The sequence below is a fragment of the Candidatus Hydrogenedentota bacterium genome, from assembly GCA_019637335.1.
Taxonomy (GTDB): domain Bacteria; phylum Hydrogenedentota; class Hydrogenedentia; order Hydrogenedentales; family JAEUWI01; genus JAEUWI01.
Genome location: JAHBVV010000008.1, coordinates 43,295 through 63,031, shown reverse-complemented (window position 1 = coordinate 63,031; position 19,737 = coordinate 43,295). Strand labels below are relative to the sequence as shown.

Annotated in this window: 16 protein-coding genes; 15 read left to right on the top strand and 1 reads right to left on the bottom strand. The window is 65.2% G+C overall.

What is annotated here, in order from left to right; all coding sequences use genetic code 11:
• The first annotated feature begins 355 nt into the window (after positions 1-355).
• The 6 genes from KF886_11115 (at position 356) to KF886_11090 (ending at position 10,239) form a co-directional block, all read left to right on the top strand.
• Positions 356-1,276, top strand: coding sequence for a LysR family transcriptional regulator (locus KF886_11115; protein ID MBX3177903.1), 921 nt, complete (start codon positions 356-358; stop codon positions 1,274-1,276).
• 105 nt (positions 1,277-1,381) lie between these two features.
• Positions 1,382-3,991: a hypothetical protein gene (locus KF886_11110; GenBank protein MBX3177902.1), complete on the top strand. Its 2,610-nt coding sequence runs from the start codon at positions 1,382-1,384 to the stop codon at positions 3,989-3,991.
• Between the two features lie 56 nt (positions 3,992-4,047).
• Positions 4,048-6,345 carry a hypothetical protein gene (locus KF886_11105; protein MBX3177901.1) on the top strand — a complete coding sequence of 766 codons (2,298 nt, stop codon included), beginning with the start codon at positions 4,048-4,050 and terminating at the stop codon, positions 6,343-6,345.
• Between the two features lie 845 nt (positions 6,346-7,190).
• Positions 7,191-7,364: a hypothetical protein gene (locus tag KF886_11100; protein MBX3177900.1), complete on the top strand. Its 174-nt coding sequence runs from the start codon at positions 7,191-7,193 to the stop codon at positions 7,362-7,364.
• Positions 7,365-7,490: 126 nt separating this feature from the next.
• On the top strand, positions 7,491-9,518 hold the full coding sequence (locus KF886_11095) for a hypothetical protein (protein MBX3177899.1): 2,028 nt from the start codon (positions 7,491-7,493) through the stop codon (positions 9,516-9,518).
• A gap of 145 nt (positions 9,519-9,663) precedes the next feature.
• On the top strand, positions 9,664-10,239 hold the full coding sequence (locus KF886_11090; GenBank protein ID MBX3177898.1) for a DUF3793 family protein: 576 nt from the start codon (positions 9,664-9,666) through the stop codon (positions 10,237-10,239).
• Here KF886_11090 and KF886_11085 read toward each other — a convergent pair whose 3' ends face one another.
• Entirely contained in the window at positions 10,240-10,434 is a 195-nt protein-coding gene (locus tag KF886_11085) for a 4Fe-4S binding protein (protein ID MBX3177897.1), read from the bottom strand.
• Between the two features lie 335 nt (positions 10,435-10,769).
• Between KF886_11085 and KF886_11080 the strand changes: the two genes are divergently transcribed.
• From KF886_11080 to KF886_11040, 9 genes are all read left to right on the top strand, one after another.
• Positions 10,770-11,387, top strand: coding sequence for a DUF502 domain-containing protein (locus tag KF886_11080; GenBank protein ID MBX3177896.1), 618 nt, complete (start codon positions 10,770-10,772; stop codon positions 11,385-11,387).
• Positions 11,384-12,373 carry a calcium/sodium antiporter gene (locus KF886_11075; protein ID MBX3177895.1) on the top strand — a complete coding sequence of 330 codons (990 nt, stop codon included), beginning with the start codon at positions 11,384-11,386 and terminating at the stop codon, positions 12,371-12,373. Before KF886_11080 ends, KF886_11075 begins: the two co-directional genes overlap by 4 nt.
• Before the next feature lie 53 nt (positions 12,374-12,426).
• Positions 12,427-14,688, top strand: a complete 2,262-nt coding sequence (locus KF886_11070) for an SUMF1/EgtB/PvdO family nonheme iron enzyme (GenBank protein MBX3177894.1) — start codon at positions 12,427-12,429, stop codon at positions 14,686-14,688.
• A 115-nt stretch (positions 14,689-14,803) separates the two neighbouring features.
• A complete protein-coding gene (locus KF886_11065) occupies positions 14,804-15,148 on the top strand; it encodes a type II toxin-antitoxin system HicB family antitoxin (GenBank protein ID MBX3177893.1) in 345 nt (114 codons plus the stop codon).
• A 91-nt stretch (positions 15,149-15,239) separates the two neighbouring features.
• Positions 15,240-17,216 carry an ABC transporter ATP-binding protein gene (locus KF886_11060; GenBank protein ID MBX3177892.1) on the top strand — a complete coding sequence of 659 codons (1,977 nt, stop codon included), beginning with the start codon at positions 15,240-15,242 and terminating at the stop codon, positions 17,214-17,216.
• Positions 17,216-17,932, top strand: coding sequence for a hypothetical protein (locus KF886_11055; protein MBX3177891.1), 717 nt, complete (start codon positions 17,216-17,218; stop codon positions 17,930-17,932). Before KF886_11060 ends, KF886_11055 begins: the two co-directional genes overlap by 1 nt.
• Before the next feature lie 110 nt (positions 17,933-18,042).
• Positions 18,043-18,186 carry a hypothetical protein gene (locus KF886_11050; protein MBX3177890.1) on the top strand — a complete coding sequence of 48 codons (144 nt, stop codon included), beginning with the start codon at positions 18,043-18,045 and terminating at the stop codon, positions 18,184-18,186.
• 174 nt (positions 18,187-18,360) lie between these two features.
• Complete coding sequence (locus KF886_11045; GenBank protein ID MBX3177889.1) at positions 18,361-18,873, top strand: N-acetyltransferase; 513 nt, start codon at positions 18,361-18,363, stop codon at positions 18,871-18,873.
• A gap of 6 nt (positions 18,874-18,879) precedes the next feature.
• On the top strand, positions 18,880-19,686 hold the full coding sequence (locus tag KF886_11040; GenBank protein MBX3177888.1) for a pyrroline-5-carboxylate reductase: 807 nt from the start codon (positions 18,880-18,882) through the stop codon (positions 19,684-19,686).
• Positions 19,687-19,737 lie beyond the last annotated feature (51 nt).

Sequence of the window (19,737 nt, the reverse complement as noted above, 5' to 3'; positions counted from 1 at the left end):
TTATGTTTCCTGATTGGAATAAGCCCAATGTACCGCTGGCTTCGCGCGCCCTGGCGGTTGCCCGCGCAAGCGATGATCCCACGGACGAACAGGCGCATCTAAGCCACGTTTTCCCCTTACCATACCAGCCCGCTTGCAATTCGTCCAATCAATAATTTAGATTCAAACCATAGATTCCCTCGATTGCCCGACATAGCCACCCAAACACCCCGGTCAACCACCCATTCCACCACCCCAACCGCCAACCGCCAACCGCCAGCTGTCAGCTGTCAACTGTCAACTGTCAACTGTCAACTGTCAACTGCTATTCGTCCCTGCCTAAAGCCTCCAGCCTAAAGCCTAAAGCCTACCCCCCATGACCCTCCGCGACCTCGAATACTTCATCGCCCTCGCCGAAACCCGCCACTTCGGCCAGGCCGCCGAACGCTGCCACGTCACGCAGCCAACCCTGAGCATGCAGATCGCCAAGCTCGAGCAGGAACTCGGCACACCCCTCTTCGAGCGCGGCAAGCGCCGGATCGGCCTCACCGCCGCCGGGCGCGACATCCTCGCGCGCGCCGGGAGCGTGCTCGACGGCGTCCACGAAATCCGCGAACTCGCGCGCGGAGCCGCACGGGAACTCGCCGGCCCACTCTACCTCGGTGTCATCCCCACCGTCGGCCCCTACCTCCTGCCCCACCTCCTGCCCGAACTCAAGGCCATCTACCCCAACGTCAAGCTCTACCTGCGCGAGGACATGACCCGGCGCCTCGTCGAGCAGCTCCAGCAATCCGCGCTCGACGCCGCCATTCTCTCGCTCCCCCTCGATGCGCCCGATCTCGATCACGCCGTGTTTTTCCGCGAAGAGCTCGTGGCCGGCCTCCCGCTCGATCACCCGCTCGCCCGGAAAAAGTCCCTGACCGTCGCGGATCTTTCGGACGACCCAATCCTCCTCCTCGAAGAAGGCAACTGCATGCGCGATCAAACCCTGAACCTCTGCCGCGGAGCCGCCCCCGCCGACCCGGAAGGCTACCGGGCATCAAGCATCGAATCGCTCCGGCAGATGGTCAGCGCGGGCATGGGCTGCACCTTCCTCCCGAAGCTCAGCACCATCGGCCCTTTCGCCGCCGCATCCCCCATCGCCATCCGCCCGCTGCGCAATCCAACGCCCCGCCGAGATATCGCCCTGGTTTACCGTAGGACCTATCCCAGGGCGGAAAGCCTCAAAGCGCTTGCCAGCGCGTTGCGTGAGCGAATGCAGCGAACCCTCAAAGACAGCTACACCGAAACCCTGTAGCGCCGTCTCCCGCCGCCACCGAGCGCAACTTGCGCAGGGCGCCCGACCGGGCACACAATAGCCGTTCCCTTATTTTGAAAATGCTCCAGGAAGGCAGGCTGTATCATGACGCCTCACCACGCATTAATCTCCCGGTCCACGCTGGCCCTGATCGCCGTGTTGCTCGCCGCCGGCGCCGCCGCGAATGCGCCCGTCTACACCGACGCCGTCGTCCTGACCGGCGAACGCGCGTCCGCCGTGGAAAAACGCGTGGGCGAGTTGCTCGCTGCCCGGATCGAGCGCCACAGCGGCGTCAGCGCGCGCGTGGGCGGCTTCGAATCGGGCGAAGCAAGCCTCCAAATCCTGCTCGGGGTCCCGGATCGCCACGCCGCCATTGCCGATGTGTTCGAGACCCACCGCATTCCGCCGCTCACGCGCCTGGCCCCGGGCGCCGAGGGCTATCTCCTCCGCTATTTTCCCGAGGAAAACACGCTCCTCGCCGCGGGCGTGGATGATCGCGGCTGTCTGTACGCAATCGGCGAGTTGCTCCGCCAGGCAAACTGGACCGGCGACGGATTCTCCCTCCCCGAGGACCTGAACATCCGCATGGCGCCGGCCTTCGAGATTCGCGGCACGCAATACGGCCAGGGCCTCCCCGCCAACCTGCCCGGTGTCCGCGCCTGGACCGACGCGGACGCGCAGGAAGTCGTGCTCGACTACGCCCTCGCCGGCGCCAACATCTTCGACACCGATCCGGGGCCCATGTACGACTTCATCAAGTCCTACGGGCTCATGGCCATGGAAAACGGCAACGCCAACCGCGCCATGGGCGACATCCCCGCCGCCTGGGAAGCGGCGGAGTCCATCGGCCGAGGCGGCTACGTCTGCCTGTCCGTCCCCGAAGGCCGCCAGTACATGCTGGAGCAGTGCGAGAAGCAGTTCGCAAACAGCCCCTTCTTCGATCTCGTCAAGTTCAAGGGGGGCGATGGCGGCGGCTGCGAGTGCGACCGCTGCGATCCGTATGGCCGGAAATTCATCGAGCTCGTCGAGGAAATGGCGGCGACTATTCACAAACACCACCCGGAAACGCGCATTTTCATCGTCAACCAGAAATTCGACAACGCGGACGACGAGGCCATCTTCGCATACCTGCGGGAAGAGCCCCGCGACTGGCTCTGGGCCTTCGGCTACGGCCCCGGCTCCGACGCCACCACCTGGCAACCCGGCCACCGCCAGAACCACCGCATGGACCTCTTCGAATACCCCGGATTCGGTCCCTACACCACCTATCCCCGCGAGATCATCCGCCAGATCCCGCCGCAACACCAGCTCGTCTATTTCAACGAGATCACCCACTGGCGCTACGCGCAACACGCCTACATCCAGATGTATCCCCGCGCCGACAAGGACGGGAACCTGCCGCCCTGGTGGAGCCACGAGATCTACGAGCGCCGCCCGGACCAGTTCCTCACCATGGTCTACGACCGCCGCACGTTCTACGCCTGGCCACGCTACTACCACCGCGTCTTCAGCGATCTGATGCACTACGGCGTCGGCGATATCACGCACTCCAGCGGCCACCACGACCATTTCAACCAGTGGATGTGGATGCGCCTGCTCTGGGCGCCGCGGCAAACGGTGGAGCAGGTGGTCGAAAGCTACGCGCGCGCGTACTTCGGGCCGGAGGCCGCCCCGTACATGGCCGAGGCCCTCTTCCAGCTGGAGGAAAACCTCGAAGAAATCCCCGGCAAGACCATCCGCGAAAAAGAAGGCGTCCAGCGCTACTACGACCTCGTCCGCGAGGCTGGACGCCGCATGCCCGCCCACTGGATGCGCGACAACTGGCTCTGGTGCGCCTACATGGAAAAGGCCGCGCTCGACCGCTACGTTCAGCTCGCCGCCACGCAGCAACTGGATCTGCTCAAGCGCATCGAGGCCCTGGCCTTCGACCGCGCCGAATTCGATATACAGCGCGCGCTCGACGCCCTGGACGCCCTCGAAGAGACGGCGGAAATGAAGCGGCTGCGCGACGAGGCCGGCACCTTGGGCGAGGCGCAAAACGAGATCATGGGGCTCCGCAGCGAGGGCTATTTCAACCTCGACCACGACTACGTGGGCCTCGGCTGGCTCCGGCGCCAGCTCGAACGCGCACGCGACGCCGATGGCGAGGCGCGCGCCGAGTTGCTGCGCATAATCACCGCCTACGAAGACCCGGGCGAAGGCGGCCACTACGACAATTTCGGCACCGCGAATCACGCGCCCAATGCCGTCTTCGGCTACCCCTACGACCACGGCCAGCCCTACCTCCCGGAGATGCTCGACGAGGGCAACCGTCCCAGCCAGCGCTCCATGCACTTCACGCAGGACGAGGACCAGGGCGTGACCATCGAATACCGCGACCTGGACCCCGACGCCGAGTACCGCATTCGCTTCACCTTCGTGCGGCCCTGGTACCAGGATCGCTACGCCATGCGCATGAATCAGAAATCGCAGACCATCTACGCCGACGACGCCGTGCTCGCGCAGGATGTCGAATTGCCGCTGAAAATGAGCGACTTCTTCGCGTGGGATATCCCGAAGGAAGCCACGGCGGACGGCAAGCTCGTCATTCGATTCGATCGTGCTGCGGATGTCGCCCGGGGCGATCGCGTGTCCCGCGAGCAGTGGCGCAACGCCGGCGGCTGGGGCACCCTCGTCTCGGAAGCCTGGCTCATGAAGAAGCCCGCAGGCAAATAATTTCGCAAACCGCACCTGGCGCGCCGGAATCGGCCCGCCGCTGGAGTACCGCTTTGATGTTGTCTTCGTTGTCCCGCATCCTGCTTTTCCCCCTCGCTCTCATCGCGTCCACCCACGCGCCCGCCGATCTTTCCATCCTGCCGCACGGCCCCGGCGAACCCGCGATTGTCAGCGCGCACTTCCCCGACCGGATGCACGAATTCATCTGGCGTAACTGGAACGCCGTGCCCCCCGCCAGAATCGCCCAAATCCTGGGAGCCGCCGATGCAGACATCACGGCCGTTGCGGTGTCCATGGGGCTCCCGGCCACAGCCAGCGTGCCGCCGGCCATGCGCGAGCGCGGCTACGTCTCCCTCATCCGCCGCAACTGGCACCTCCTACCCTACGAACAGCTCCTCCAGCTCCTCGAAATGACTCCGGAGCGCCTCGACGAGATGCTCCGCGAGGAAGACTTCCTCTGGATCAAGCTCGGCCGCACGAAACCCGCCTGCGATCCCGTCCGCTACATCGAACCGAACGACGCCGCGAAAGCCCGCGCCACCGAAATTCGCGCCGTGGTCGAGTCCGAGTTCGGCGACGCTCTCAACACTTCCGGCGAGCCGCGCTTCGAGTTCGCGCGCAAGCTCGCCGCGCCGCTGCCGGACTTCACGCCGCCCCCGGCCGCCGAAGATCCCTTCCTCCGCATTGTGCACTCCTATGTCGCCGTCTTCGGGGATCCGCTGATGAACCCCGAGCTGAACCCCTACCCCGACGGCTTCCTCCAGCGCCTCGCCAACAACGGCGTCAACGGCGTATGGCTTCACGCCGTCCTGCGCGACCTGGCCCCCGGCGGCGAGCACTTCCCCGAGTTCGGCGCAAACTGGGAAACACGCCTCGCCAACCTGCGGACCCTCGTTGAGCGCGCCCAACAATTCGGCGTGGGCATCTACCTCTATATCAACGAGCCGCGCGGCATGCCCCACGCCTTCTTCGAGAAACGCGCCGGCATCGCCGGGGTCCAGAGCGGCGAGCTCACCGCCCTCTGCACTTCGGTGCCCGAAGTCCGCCAGTGGATGGGCGACGCCCTGGCGCACGTCTTCCGCGAAGTCCCGGGCCTCGCGGGCATCTATTCCATTTCCGCCTCGGAAAACCTCACCAACTGCGCCTCGCACGGCGGCTGGTCCGCATGTCCCCGCTGCAAGGAGCGCACGGACGCCGATATCCTGGCGGAGGTGGTCGCGGTGCAGGAGGAAGGCGTGCACCGCGGCAACCCGGACGCCAACGTGCTCATTTCCGATTGGGGCTGGCGCGGCCACGGCGACGCCCCGGACATCATCGAGAAACTCCCGGACCACATCTGGCTCATGTCCGTCAGCGAGTGGCATCTACCCATCGAGCGCGGCGGCGTGAAATCCACCGTCGGCGAATACTCCATCTCCTCCGTCGGCCCCGGCCCGCGCGCGGTCCCGCACTGGCGCGCCGCCCAGGCCCGCGGCCTCAAAACCGGTACGGAGATCCAGTTCAACAACACCTGCGAAATTGCCACCGTCCCCTACCTTCCCGTCATGGACCTCGTCGCCGAACACTGCAACAACCTGCTCCGCGACGCCAACCTCAACGCCATGTTCATCGGCTGGACCATGGGCGGCCACCCTTCGCCCAACATCGATCTGGCCCAGCGCCTCAGCCGCAAGCCGGCGCCCTCCATCGACACCGTCCTGAACGAAATCGCCGCCGAGCGCTTCGGCCCCGAGGGCGCCCCGCTCGCGCGCCAGGCCTGGACGGCCATGAGTGAGGCCTTCCGCGAGTACCCCTTCCACATCAGCGTCGTCTACACCTGCCCCGTCCAGTGGGGCTCCGCCAATCCGCTCTATCCCGAGCGCACCGGCTACAGCGCCACCATGTGGGGCCTCCCCTACGACAACCTCGACGGCTGGCGCGGCCCCTATCCGCCCGATGTGTTCGCCGCGCAGTTTGAGAAGGTGGCGGCCGGTTTCCGCGAGGGCATTCCGCAGCTGGAGCGCGCCGCCGCGCTCGCCCCGCCCGCAAACCGCACCGACGTGGCGACCGATCTGCGCTTCGCCCGCGCCGCCGCCAACCACTTCCAGGCCGTCGCCAACCAGAGCCGCTTCGTCGCCGCCCGCGACGCCCTGGCGGACCCCGCCGCCGAACACAGCGCCGAACAGCGGGCCGCACTCACCGAAACCATGCGCCAGGCCGCCCGCGACGAGATCGCGCTCGCAAAAGAACTCTACACCCTCGTCAAGGAAGACTCGCGCATCGGCTTCGAGCCCTCCTGCCAGTACTTCTACCTCCCCCTCGACCTCGTGGAAAAAGTCATCAACTGCCGCGCCATCCTCGACAGCCTCGAATAAGGCAGGGGCACAAACATTTCCGCCACGGCGCACCTCCGGCCTGCCTGTGATTGTACCGCCCCGTCAAGCCGCAAAGGATCGCGGACATTCTTGTCCGTGGCAAGACAAGCGCAAGACATTTCGTAATCGATGCGTAAGTGAAGAGGCCCCGGCCCCCAATCCATACCGCTCCCCGGGGCCGCCGGGTTTCTGTTCCAGAGGAATTACGTCTCTTTGTGTCCCGAGCTCACTTTGCCGCGGACAAGAATGTCCGCGATCCTTAGCCGCGCTTCCTCGCATACTAACAGGCCGCTCGCGCTGTAGCCGCGCGTCACTGCCTCAGACGGCCAAACCGTTACATTCTACCAACACGTTACCCCATTCCCTGATTCGCGTTCATTCGCGGTTCAAATTCACCCAATCCCTTCTCTATCCGTGTAATACGTACTACTATCCGTCAATTTCATATTTCGTAACACTTTAGCCATACGAAGTAGGGCCCGAACTTACTTGTCATGCCGGGATATTACAACGAGAGTGCGGAAGGCTGGGAGCGCAGGCGTCCCCGCCTGCAATGCACCGGAGGTGCATGGGTTGTTTGCACTACCTGCACGATTGATCAGGGAGACGATCATAACCCCGGATTACCGCCGCTTATCAGACTCGCGCCTGCGGCGCGGTGCGGGCGGGCCGCGCTCCCATTGGTCCGCACATCCGTTGCGGCGCGGATTTGTGTCGTCGATGAATAGCGCTAACTTCATTCCGCTAAAGTGTTACCATATTTCGAATGTGGCGGCGCCAATTCCCGCGCCGCGTGGTATAATTACGGGTGGTCCCCAACCACAACGTGGACCAGGAGTAACGTCATGAGTCACTCACGAGACAAGGGCAAACACGAGCCGCAAAAGAAGGCCGCGCACACCCTCAAGGAAAAGCGGAAGCTCAAGCGCGAGAAAAAAGGCGCGCAGGCCCACCCCGAGGAAATGGTCGCCAAGCTCGATAACAAGCGAACCACCGGCCATACCCCCGCCCACGGCTGAGATCGGCTTCCCAGGCCTGGCGCCAGCGCAGGCGCGGCCCGAGCAAGACGGGACAAGCCCCCGGAGTTTGAGCTAGAATTCCCGCAACCGGGCGCACATCGCCCAAACCACGGGAAGGCTCACCCCATGAAAACGCTCCGCTTGTCCTGGCTGCTGGTACTTTGTCTTCTTGCGGCGGACCCCGCCAGCGCCGGCCTCTTGCTCTTCGACGACTTTACCGGCTACCGCGCGGGCCTGTTTTCCTCCCCCGTCGGAGCCCACACGGAGTACCACTACCTGCCCGAAGCCGCTCCCAAGGGCAATTGGGCCGTCTCAACCTTTCGCTCCAGCGTCCCCTCGCAGCGCGCCTGGCGCATCGTCGAACACGGCGGTCAGCGCGCCATGCACCAGACCTACAAGAACTCCTTCCCCCACTACCACCCCATGATCGTCACCGGCGACCCCGCCTGGCGCGATTACCAGATCGAAACCGAAATCACGCCCCGGACGAACGAACGCATGGCCGGCATCGTCTTCCGCTACCGCAACGACCGCTGCTATTATTTCGCCGGGATGGACGGCGACCGCGCCGTCATCAAGCGCGTCAATCACGCCACGGCGTTTCGCCAGCCCGACGAGGAAGTCCTCGCCGAGGCCCCCGCCAACTGGTCGCCGGGCGACACCATCCCCATCGCGGTCGAAGCGCGGGGAAGCGCCCTCAGCGCGGCTATCAACGGCCTCGATCTCGCCGCCGAAGACAAAACCTTTCCCGTGGGGCGCGTCGCGCTGACCGCCGACCGCGATACCCTCTTCCACGCTATCACCATCCGCGCATCCGGCGAAGAAATCGATCGCGTCAATGACGCGATAGCCGCGCGCGAGGCGGACGAATCCGCCCTCCAGGCCGCCAACCCGAAAATGAAGCTTTGGAAAAGCATCGACCTCAAGGACTTTGGCGCCGCCCGCAATATCCGATTCGGCGACCTCGACGGCGACGGACAACTCGACATCCTGCTCGGCCAGGTCGTCCATCACGGCCCCAAGGACCGCAACAGCGAGCTCAGCTGCCTCACCGCCATCACCGTGGACGGCAAGGTGCTCTGGCAGATCGGCGAGCCGGACCCCTGGAAGTATGACCTCACCAACGATGTCGCCTTCCAGATTCACGACCTGGATGGCGACGGGCGCAACGAAGTCGTTTACACGATGAACATGGAGATCATCGTGGCCGACGGCGCGACCGGCGAGACGAAGTACAAGGCGCCCACGCCCGAAACCCCGCCCAACACCAAAGCCGAGCACGCAAAATTCCCGCGCATCCTCGGCGACAGCCTCTTCTTCTGCGACCTCCGCGGCACGGGGCGCGACGCGGACATCATCCTCAAGGACCGCTACCTCTCGCTCTGGGCCCTTAACGACAGGCTCGAACCTCTCTGGAGCGCCCAGTGCAACACCGGCCACTACCCGTACGCCTACGACATCGACGGAGACGGGCGCGACGAATTGATGATGGGCTACACACTCTTCAACCCCGACGGTACGGTGCGCTGGTCGCTCGATGACCGCATCCAGGACCACGCCGACGGCGTCGCGATCATCCCCTTCCTGCCGGGCGAAAAACCAAAGCTGCTCTGCGCCGCCAGCGACGAAGGCATGTTCTTTGCCGACATGGAGGGGAATATCACCGAGCACCACTACCTCGGACACGTACAGAACCCCGCCATCGCCGATTTCCGCCCCGATCTGCCCGGCCTCGAGGCCGTCTCGATTAATTTCTGGGGTAACCAGGGCATCGTCCACTTTTTTGACGCCCAACAGCGCATCTACCACGATTTCGAGCCCGCCCAGCACGGCAGCATGTGCCTGCCCATCAACTGGACCGGCGAGCCCGGCGAATTCTGGATTCTCTCCGCCAATGTGGAGGAAGGTGGGCTATTCGACGGCTGGGGCCGACGCGTCGTCCGTTTCCCTGCCGATGGCCACCCCGACATGTGCAACGCGACCGTCGACCTCACCGGGGACGCCCGCGAGGAGATCGTCGTATGGGATCCGGCCGAGCTGTGGATATACACCCAGGACGACAACCCCCGGGAAACGCTGAATTTCGTCAGCGACAAGAACCCGCTCTATAACTACTCCAATTACCAGACCACGGTGTCGCTACCCCGACCGTAGCGGCTGTTTACCACCTGTAATAAAAGAAATGTGCCCAAAAATTTGTTAAGCATGCCTTTCGCATGGTAAAGTTGACAACAGTTCGGTCAGCCCGTCATGCGCCGCGTCAACCACGCTACGCAAACCTGCGAAAGGCCCTGCACCTATGTCCGAGGACTTGGAGTACTGGAAGAATCGCTGCGCCGCCCTTAACTTGTGCGATCCCGCCGTGCGCTGGGCGCTCGTCAACGCGGGATCGGTCTTCATGGGCGGAAAAAGCGGCGAACTGCTCAACCTGGACCTGGGCCAGTTTGACCAGCCCGCCACACAATCCCTGCGCGCCCTGCACCGGCTGGCCAGGACGTGGGGCCTGCGTCTGGCGACCGTGCACGCCCGGGGCCTCTCTCGCAAGATCGTGATCTACGACCCGCGCGCCGTGCAGCGCGACCTTAGCGCCGTACCCGGCTGGGCCCTGCGGCGGCTCGGCTACCCGGCAAGCGTGGATGCGGGCGAATTCTTTCGGCGCATTCGCGCGCGCTGGCGCATGTCGGGCGCGATCCCGCACGAGATCGGGTTTGGCCTCGGCTATCCGTGCAAGGATGTCCTGGGCTTCATGGGTCTCGTTTCGCTCGACCAGACCGCGGAATGCGGCTGGCGGGTCTACGGCAACCCCCGGCCCTCGCTGGAGCGCGGAGCGCGTTTTGCGCGGGCCCGCGCCCTGGCATGCGCCTGTATCGCGTGATCAGTTCAGGATGATCGCGTCCACCGGGCAATGCGGCACGCAGCGCACGGCCGACATATTGCTGCAGTCGTTGCACTTGTCCTGATCGATGACATAGGTGTTCTCCGTCGCCGAGTTGCTGATCGCCCAGCGGGGGCACGCCAGCCGGCACGCATCGCACTGCACACATTTTTCCGCAAGAATCGCATGAGCCATGACGGTCTCCTTTCCAGCCGCGACGGGCGCGGCCATTAACCAAACCTTACTCACTGCGTTTCCCCAGCCTAGCGAAAATCGTTCACGCCGTCAATACCGCCTTTTGATCAGCGCGGGTGCGCAAAATTCATCTCGCTGAACCCGCCATGCCGCGCCTGAACCAGCGTGCAAGCCCGGTAAACTGCCAGCCGCCCAAAAAACTGCTTGCCTGAATACACCTTTCTGTGGTTGAATTATGCCGTCTGTGCTGGCGGGTGGCAGTGACCGCCTTCCAAGCACACGCAACCCGCACCCCGCCGCCGGGCGGCTTCCACCCGGCCCTTGCAGCAGACTTCATGAACCGAATCGTTCGCCATATCCGGCACCGGTTGATCTCGGGGGCCATTGTCCTGATCCCCGCGGGCATCAGCCTTTTTGTGCTCTCCCTGCTTTACCGCCTCACCGTGGGCCTCGTGTCCTCCGCTGTGCGGCCCCTCTTCAAGGAACTCCCCGGGCCCGCCGTTGCCGCCATATCCGTTTTTCTCCTGGTCACGTTTCTGTACCTGCTCGGCGGCCTGGCCGCGAACGTCTTCGGACGCCAGATTCTCCATGCCTTTGAACGGATGATCGCGCGCGTACCAATCGTCGACGCCGTCTACGGCACCGCCAAGCAAATTGTCGAGCTGTTCAGCGCGAAACCGGAGGCCGGGCGGCAAACCGCCGTGCTCGTGCCCTTTCCACACCAGGACACCCGGGCCATGGGCTTCATGACCGGCGAGATCACCCTGCCCAGCGGCGAACGCATGGCCACCGTCTTCGTGCCCACCACCCCCAACCCGACCACGGGTTTCCTCCAAATGTTTCCGCTCGCGGATGTCTACCCGCTGGAAGCCGATTCCGACGAAGCCTTCCAGTTCATCATGTCGGCCGGTATTCTGCGCCCGCCCGCGCTCCGCGAGAAGGACACTCCGTGATCGCCCTGAACCTGTTCATTATTTTGGGTTCCGTAGCTTTACTCACCCTCGGCGCCGAGCTCTTCGTACGCGGCGCCTCCATGCTCGCACTGCGTCTCGGCATTTCGCCCCTCTTCGTCGGCCTCACCATCGTCGGCTTCGGCACCTCGGCGCCCGAACTCGGCGCAAGCCTCTCCGCCACGCTCGCCGGCAGCACCGGCATCAGCATCGGCAACGTCATCGGTTCGAACATATTCAATTTTGCCTTCATCCTCGGCGCCACCGCACTCGTTCGCCCCATCGCCATCGCCTTTCCCGCCGTCCGGCGCGACCTCTTTGTCGCCGTCGGCGTCTGCGCCGTGCCGGTTGCGGGCTATTTCATGGGCGCCGTCAACCGCCCCCTGGGCTTCCTCTGCCTGGTCGCCCTCGCACTCTATCTCGCCAGCGCCTACTTCAAGGATCGCGCCGCGCAGGCTTCCATCCAGGCGCGCGCGGAGGAGGAAGTGGAGTCCGCACTGATAACCGCCGATCCCCGCGCGCTGTCCGCGGGCCGGTTCTGGCTCCAGGTCGCGCTCGGCCTGGCGGGGCTCGCGCTCCTGGTGCTCGGGTCGCGCGCCTTCGTATACGGCGCCTCCGAACTCGCCCGCGCGATGGGGGTCTCCGAATTGATCATCGGCCTCACCATCGTCGCCTGCGGCACCTCCCTGCCGGAACTCGTCACCTCCATCGTCGCCGCCTGGCGCGGCAATTCCGATGTCGCCGTGGGCAACTGCATCGGCTCGAACATCTTCAATATCCTCGGCATTCTCGGCGTCTGCGCCGCAGTCGCGCCCCAGCCGGTGGACGCCGAAGCCGCCTACATCGGCCTCCCCGTCATGATCGCGTTCTCCATCCTGCTCGTGCCCTTCATCCGCTCCGGCAGCGTTCTTTCCCGGCGCGAAGGCGCGGTGATGCTCGCGGGCTTCGCGCTTTACACCGCCGTGCTCGTAATCCGCGCGGGCGCTTGATGCGCGGGCTTGGGGACGCCTATAGTGGCGCCAGCCCCGGAGGATGCCCCGCCATGCGCCACGCTTTTGCCCCGTTCATCGCCCTGGCCCTCGCGGCCGCCGGCGCCGCCTGTGCGGAAACCCTCGTTCGGGCCTTTCCCGGCGCGGAGGGCTTCGGCGCCGCCACCCCGGGCGGGCGCGGCGGCGCGCTCCACTTCGTCACCACCCTCGACGACTATATCCCCGGCGAGGAGGACCCGATCCCGGGCAGCTTCCGCGCCGCGGCCTCGGCTAAAGGACCGCGCTATATCCTCTTCCGCACCAGCGGCACAATCGACCTCAAGGCCGATCTCTGGATACGGGAACCCTTCGTAACGATTGCCGGACAGACCGCGCCGGGCGGCGGCATCGCGTTCCGCGACTACCAGGTGGTCCTCGCCACGCACGACGTGATCCTGCGGCATCTCCGCTTCCGTTCCGGCGATCGCACGAAGAAAGAGCAGATGGCCGTCGGCATCTTCGGCGGAAACAACAGCATCATTGACCATTGCAGCATGAGCTGGGCCATCGACGAGGTCATGAGTAGCTTCGGGAGCGTCCACAATCTCACCGTCCAGTGGAGCATCATCGCCGAGGGCCTCTCGCACTCCTTCCACCCCAAGGGCGAGCACAGCAAGGGCTCCATCCTCGGCGGGGACGGCGGCATCACCATCCACCACAGCATCTACGCGCACAACGCAGCCCGGAACGCGCGCGTGAACAACATCGTGCTCGATTTCCGGAATAACATCGTCTACAACTGGGGTTACCGCGGCGGCTACACCTCCGGCGGCCCGGCCCACGTGAACTACATCAACAACTACTTCCAGGCCGGCCCCTCCACGCGAAACACCGTCCGGACCCTCGTCTTCGAACCCGCGGACGATGCGCCCCGCCTCTTTTTCGATGGCAACGTGCTTGCCAGCGGACCGGAACAGACGGCTGACAACCGGCTGCTCATCCGCCCGCCGCGCGGGGTGGACGCCGACGCCTTCCGCGCGGTGGTGTCGGTCGCGGGTCCCTTTGATGTCCCGCCCGTAACCACCGATCCCGCCGGCGTCGCGCGCGATCGCGTCCTGGCGAAAGCCGGCGCCATCCTGCCCCGCCGCGACCAGGCCGATGCGCGCCTCATCGAAGAAATCCGCACCGGCGCCGGGCGCATCATCGATTCACCGGACGAAGTGGGGGGCTGGCCCGCGCTTGAGGCGGCGGACCCACCCGCCGATCGCGACCACGACGGCATGCCGGACGAATGGGAAGCCGCCCACCGCCTGGACCCCGAATACCCGGACGATTACCTCGCCGATCCGGATGGCGATGGCTACCCGAACATCGAGGAATACCTGAACGGTACCGATCCGAATGCCCCCGAGCCAGAAGTCGCGCTGGACGCCGAAACCTTCCGCGCTATCCAGCGGGCCGCGAAGGATCGTTGCGCCGAGGCCGCGTCCGCCTTCGCCGCGCGCCGAGACGCCGAAAATCGGCAGCGGGACGCCGACCGCCAGGCAATGCTCGACGCCATGGACATCCGCATCGAGCCGCGCGACGGCGCTATCCAGCGGGTCCAACTCGGCGCCGCCGCCCATTTCGACCTCGTCCCGATTCCAGCTGGATCGTTCCTGATGGGCACTCCGCCCGAAGAGGGCGGCGCGCCCAACGAGCGCCCCCAACAGCCCGTCACCATCAGCCGCGACTTCTATCTCGGCGCGACCGCCATCACCAACGCGCAGTTCGTCGCGATCATGGGACCCACCGAGCGGCGCACCCGGGAAGGCGAGGAAAACCACCCCGCGCACGAAGTTACCTGGTTCGAGGCCGTCGAATTCTGCCGCCTTATCGGCGAGAAGACGGGCCGGACATTCCGCCTGCCCACCGAAGCGGAATGGGAGTACGCCTGCCGCGCCGGCACGTCAACCGCCTTTTACACAGGCGACACGATCACTTCGGATCAGGCCAATTTCGACGCCCAGGCGGCCACACGCTTCAACCCGGCCGGCGCCTACCACGGCAAGCCGGTCGCCGTCGCCCAGTACCCGCCCAACCCCTGGGGCCTTTACGACATGCACGGGAACCAGGCGGAATACTGCCTCGACAACGTCGGTCGGAAATACACCACCGAGCCCGCAACCGACCCCCAGGGCCCGCCGGGCGACGGCGCCAAAGTCCTGCGCGGCGGCCAGGCCAAAAGCAAGGCCGAATTCATCCGCTCCGCCGCCCGCTACGGCTACGCCCCCGGCGTCGGCTACGGCTTCCGCGTGGTCCTGGAAAGCGACACGAACCCGACACCCTTGAATTGACAGATTATACTGTCCATAGTATCATCGCTTTGCCGAACAAGGGACGCTCGTGAGTGCTCCGAAAGGGCGTGGTTGTGGCGTTGCGCCGATTTCCGCAGGGGGCCGGAGTATCGCTGTGAAAGACCTACTTTCCTACAAGGGCTATGAAGCCCGCCTCGAGTACGATACGGGGAGCGATGAGTTTTTTGGCATCGTAACGAACATCCCCGATACCATTCATTTCCAGGGCCGCTCAATCGATGAATTGCGCGAGGAGTTCAAGAATTCCGTTGAAGCGTATCTGGCCCACTGCAAGAAAATCGGTAAGGCGCCCCAGAAACCGTACTCTGGAAAATTCGTGCTGCGGGTCTCTCCCGATTTGCACCGGCGGCTTGCGGAAGCGGCGCGCAAGAATGACGAAAGCCTGAATGCGCTCGCTTCCCGGGCGCTGGAATCCTCGCCCTTGCTCGGCAGCGAATAGCATCCGCCGGAAGTCCCGCGTTTTGACCGCCTTACGGGGCCTGTGCTAGCATTCGGGGCAGTTTCTCCCGCTTCCGGAAGCCCACACCCCCATGCTGTCTGCTGCCCCAAATGGCGAGCCCGTCGCACCCCGCCCCGACCGTCCCCGCGGTTCGGCCGTCCGTGTCTATGGACGCCTGCTGAGCTACGCCTGGCGCTACAAGTTCCGGCTCGCCGTCTCCCTCCTCTTCGCCCTGACCGTGGCCGTTTCGTTCACCGCCATGCTCTTCACCGTGCGCGAGGTGGTGAATATCACCTATTACGACCCCGCCACCAGCGAAAAGGAAGACCCCCAGGAGCTCATCGCCGCCCAGATCCGCAAGCTGAACCGGAACATTGAGGGGGCCATCGAACTCCTTCCCGGTAGCTTCTGGGAACAGTACCTCCAGCCCCCGCGCCAGCTTGAGCCCCGGTTCCGCACCATGGTCGATTCCATGCGCGCGGACAAAGTGAACGCAATCAAAATTACCTGCATCGCCCTCATTATCGTCTTCGTCGGCGTCGGCGTCGCCAAGTTTTTCCAGGAGTTCCTCGGCGGTTCCGTCAGCGCGTACATCTCCACGGATCTCGCCCGACAGATGTACGAAAACCTTATGATGCAGTCGGTCGGCTTCTTCGAGACGCGCACCACCGGCGACGTGCTCGCACGCTTCACCAACGATATTTTCATGGTCAATCGCGGCCTCGAAGGCGTCCTGGTCAAGTTTATGCGTGAGCCCATCCTCGCGGTATTCTTCCTCGGTTTCGCCCTCCTGACCGATCCCGTGCTGACCCTCATCGGCATTTGCGGCTTTCCCCTGGTCTTCCTCATCCTGGCGAAGATCGGCATGAAAATGCGCAAGAGCGTCCGGCGCTCGCTCGAGAAGATTTCGAGCATGGCCTCGGTGGTGCACGAGACGGTGAACGGCATCAGCATCGTCAAGGTGTTCACGATGGAGCCCTACGAAGTTGAACGCGTTCGAGCCGAGACCAGCCGGCTTCGACGACACCTCTTCCAGATGGTCCGACTCCACGCCGCCACCGGGCCCAGCACCGAATTCATCCTTGTCCTCGGCGTCGCCGCCTTCCTCATGGGCGCCGCCCTCCGCATCGACAGCGGCGACCTCACCCCCGGCCAGGCCCTGGCGCTCCTCATCTCACTCGCCATGCTGCTCGATCCCATCCGCAAGCTCTCCGCGGTGAACAACCTGGTGCAGACCAGCATCGCCAGCGCGGAGCGCGTCTTCGAATTCATCGATCTCAAGCCCGAAGTGGACGAACGCGCGGGTGCGCCGGATCTGCCCCCCCTGGTGGAAGGCATCCACTTCGACAACGTATCCTTTGGCTACCTGCCCGGGACCCCGGTCCTGAAAAACATCTCGTTGCACGTCCGCAAGGGCGAGACCGTCGCGCTGGTTGGCCCGAGCGGCTCCGGCAAGAGCACGCTGGTGAAACTCATCCCGCGCTTCTACGATGTGCGGGAAGGCGCCATCCGCATTGACAACACCGACATCCGGACGGTCTCCGCGCGCAGCCTGCGCGACCAGATCAGCCTCGTCACCCAGGACACGATCCTCTTCGCGGAGACGGTCCGCGAGAACATCGCGGCGGGCCGCCCGGACTACAGCGACGAGCAGATTCGGCAGGCGGCGCGGGCCGCGAACGCCGCCGAGTTCATCGAAAAGCTGCCGAACGGCTACGACACACGGCTCGACGAGGCCGGCACGACCCTCTCCGGCGGCCAGCGGCAGCGCCTGGCCATCGCCCGGGCCTTTATCAAGGATCCGAGTATCCTGATCCTCGACGAGGCGACCTCCAGCCTCGATTCGGAGAGCGAGCGCCTGATTCAGGACGCATTGGAGCATTTCCTCGAAGGGCGCACCGCCTTTGTCATCGCACACCGCCTCTCCACCATCCAGCGCGCGGACCGTATACTCGTGATCGAGGACGGGCGTATCGTGGAGGACGGCAACCACGCCGCGCTCCTGGCCCGGGGCGGCATCTACACCCGGCTGTACCGCACCCAGTTCGGCGGTGGGGAGGAGGCCTGATGCGAAATGCACTGCTGATCCTGGCGTTGTCCGCCGCCCTCGCCGCCTGCGGCCCGCCGGATACGCCGCCCGGCGCCCCCCGGACAGAAACGCCACCGCCCGCCCCGGCGCACCCCGCCCCCGCGCCCCGGGCCGCGCCCGCGCCCGAGCCGAACACCCCGGCCGGACCCGTGGAGGCGCGGATTAAGGTAGTCAATCTGGCTGGACGCCCGCTGGCGGACATGATCCCGATCGCCACACGCCAGCCCAACGCCTTCGACGAGCCCGTTGCGGCCGGAAATCCCACCGGCGCCACCGGCGAGGGACAATTGCGGTTCCCGTCAACCGAGTCGCTATTTCTCCGCGCCTGGGATCCCGCGCTGAAGTACTTCCCGAACAATTTCTACGAGGTGCTTCCCGGCGGTGGCGCGATCGAGGAAGTGTTAACCGTGCAGATGGTCCCGGCGGCGGCGCTCGAGGCCCAATTCCAGACCCCGGACGGCGCCCCCCTGGCCAACGAGGAAGTGCGGCTCATGCTCGTACACAGCACGCGGGGCCCCTGGTGGCCCGCGCGCACCCGGACCAGCGCGCTCGGGCAGGCCATTTTCCCAAGCATCCCTCCGGGAGAATTCCTGCTTCATTTCGAGACCGGTTCCGGCGCGCGAATTGAGCACGGGATGACGGCCCTGCCACCGGGCGAGATCGTGGGCCTCGGCGTGCTCGTACCCCAGCCATAAACTTTATTCCACCGCCGAAAACTGCTACGATTGGGCCTGTTTTTACGTGGCGCGCCGCCCTCCCGGCGGGCGCCGCCGGACCCATGCCCCAGTTTCGAGGAGGAGGCGCCATGCAGTCATCGCTCATTATCGAATCCAACGGTTCGAACAAGGACAAGCTCGACCAGATGTTGAAGGAAGGATGGACCGTCGCGTCGATCACCGCCAACCACGGCAAGAGCTACAACGACTTTCTGGTGATTCTGGAAAAATAACCCGCATCACCCCAGGAAATTCGCGCGGCTCCGGAGAGACCTTCTCCGGGGCCGCGCCGCTTTCCGCCCCCCGCCATTCGCCCGCGATCCCGCGCCTGTGCTACACTCACCGGGCAAGGCAGGGCTCCGCTCGACGCCAAAAACACCCCCTGAAACCCCGGCTGGCATCCGCCCATGGTTCGAAAGCCCAAACTTACCGAAGTCGTCGCCATCAAGGCCCTGCTCGACGAGGCGGTGGCCCAGGGCAGCGTCCTGCCGCGCGCGCTCCCGGAACTCTACGAGAACGTCCGGGATTTCTATGTATACACCGATGAAAACGGGCTGGGCGGCTGCGTCGCGCTGCACATCGACATGATCGATCTGGCCGAAGTGCGTTCCCTGGTCGTCGCGCAGCGCCTGCGCGGGCGCGGGATCGGCGAACAGCTTGTGGAGGCCGTGCTGCGCGAGGCACAGAGCCTCAACATCGCGCGCGTCTACGCCCTGACCCGGGTGCCCGGCTTCTTCCAGCGCGTGCACTTCCACGAAGTCGATAAGCTCGAGTTGCCCTACAAGGTGTTCAAGGACTGCACGCGGTGCCGGCTTTTCCCGGGCTGCGACGAAATCGCGATGGTGCGCGACCTTCCCGTGCTCGGCGAGGAGGAATTGCTCGCGCGGGACGCCGCCGCCCTCAACCCGGCAAAGGAGTAGGATACGGTGATATCGGAAACCCTCGGATTCCTCGGTTACGGCAACATGGGCGCCGCCATCGCGGAGGGCCTGATTGGCCTCGGCGCCATCGAAAAAGACCGCGTCCTCGCGTTTGACCCGTCGCCGGACCGCATGGCCGCGGCCCGGGAAGCCGGGATCGCCTGCGCGGCGTCCCTGCCGGACCTCGTCGCGGGCTCCAGCGTTCTCCTCCTCGCCGTCAAGCCCCAGATCATGGGCGCGGTGCTCGACGAAGTACGCCCCCACTGCGCGCCGGACAGCCTCGTGATCTCCATCGCCGCCGGCATCTCCACCGGATTCATCCAGGAGCGCCTCGGCGCGGATACCGCCGTCGTCCGTGTCATGCCGAACACGCCCTATCTCGTGCACGCCGGCGCCGCGGGTATCGCCGCCAGCCCCCAATGCAGCGACGCACAAATCTTCCTGGCGCGCGAGATTTTCGCCTCCATGGGCATCGCCGAACTGGTCGACGAATCCGCGCTCGACGCCATCACCGCGCTCAGCGGCAGCGGGCCCGCCTATTTCTTCTACCTGGTCGAGTGCCTCGTCGAGGCGGCGGCCGCGCAGGGCCTGGATCGCGCGGTGGCCGAGCGCCTCGCGGCGCAAACGCTGGTCGGGGCCGGCAAGCTGCTCCAGGAGACCGGAGAACCCGCGGAGACCCTCCGCAAGAAGGTCACGTCGCCCGGCGGCACCACCGAGGCCGCCCTGAACGCCTACCGCGATGGCGGCCTCGATGCCCTCGTGGCCGATGCCGTCGCCGCCGCCGTGCGCCGCTCCCGCGAGCTGGGCGCCTGAAAATGAATCCCGCGCGCCGGCCCGCGTCTGGTCGGGTGCGGCCCGCAATGC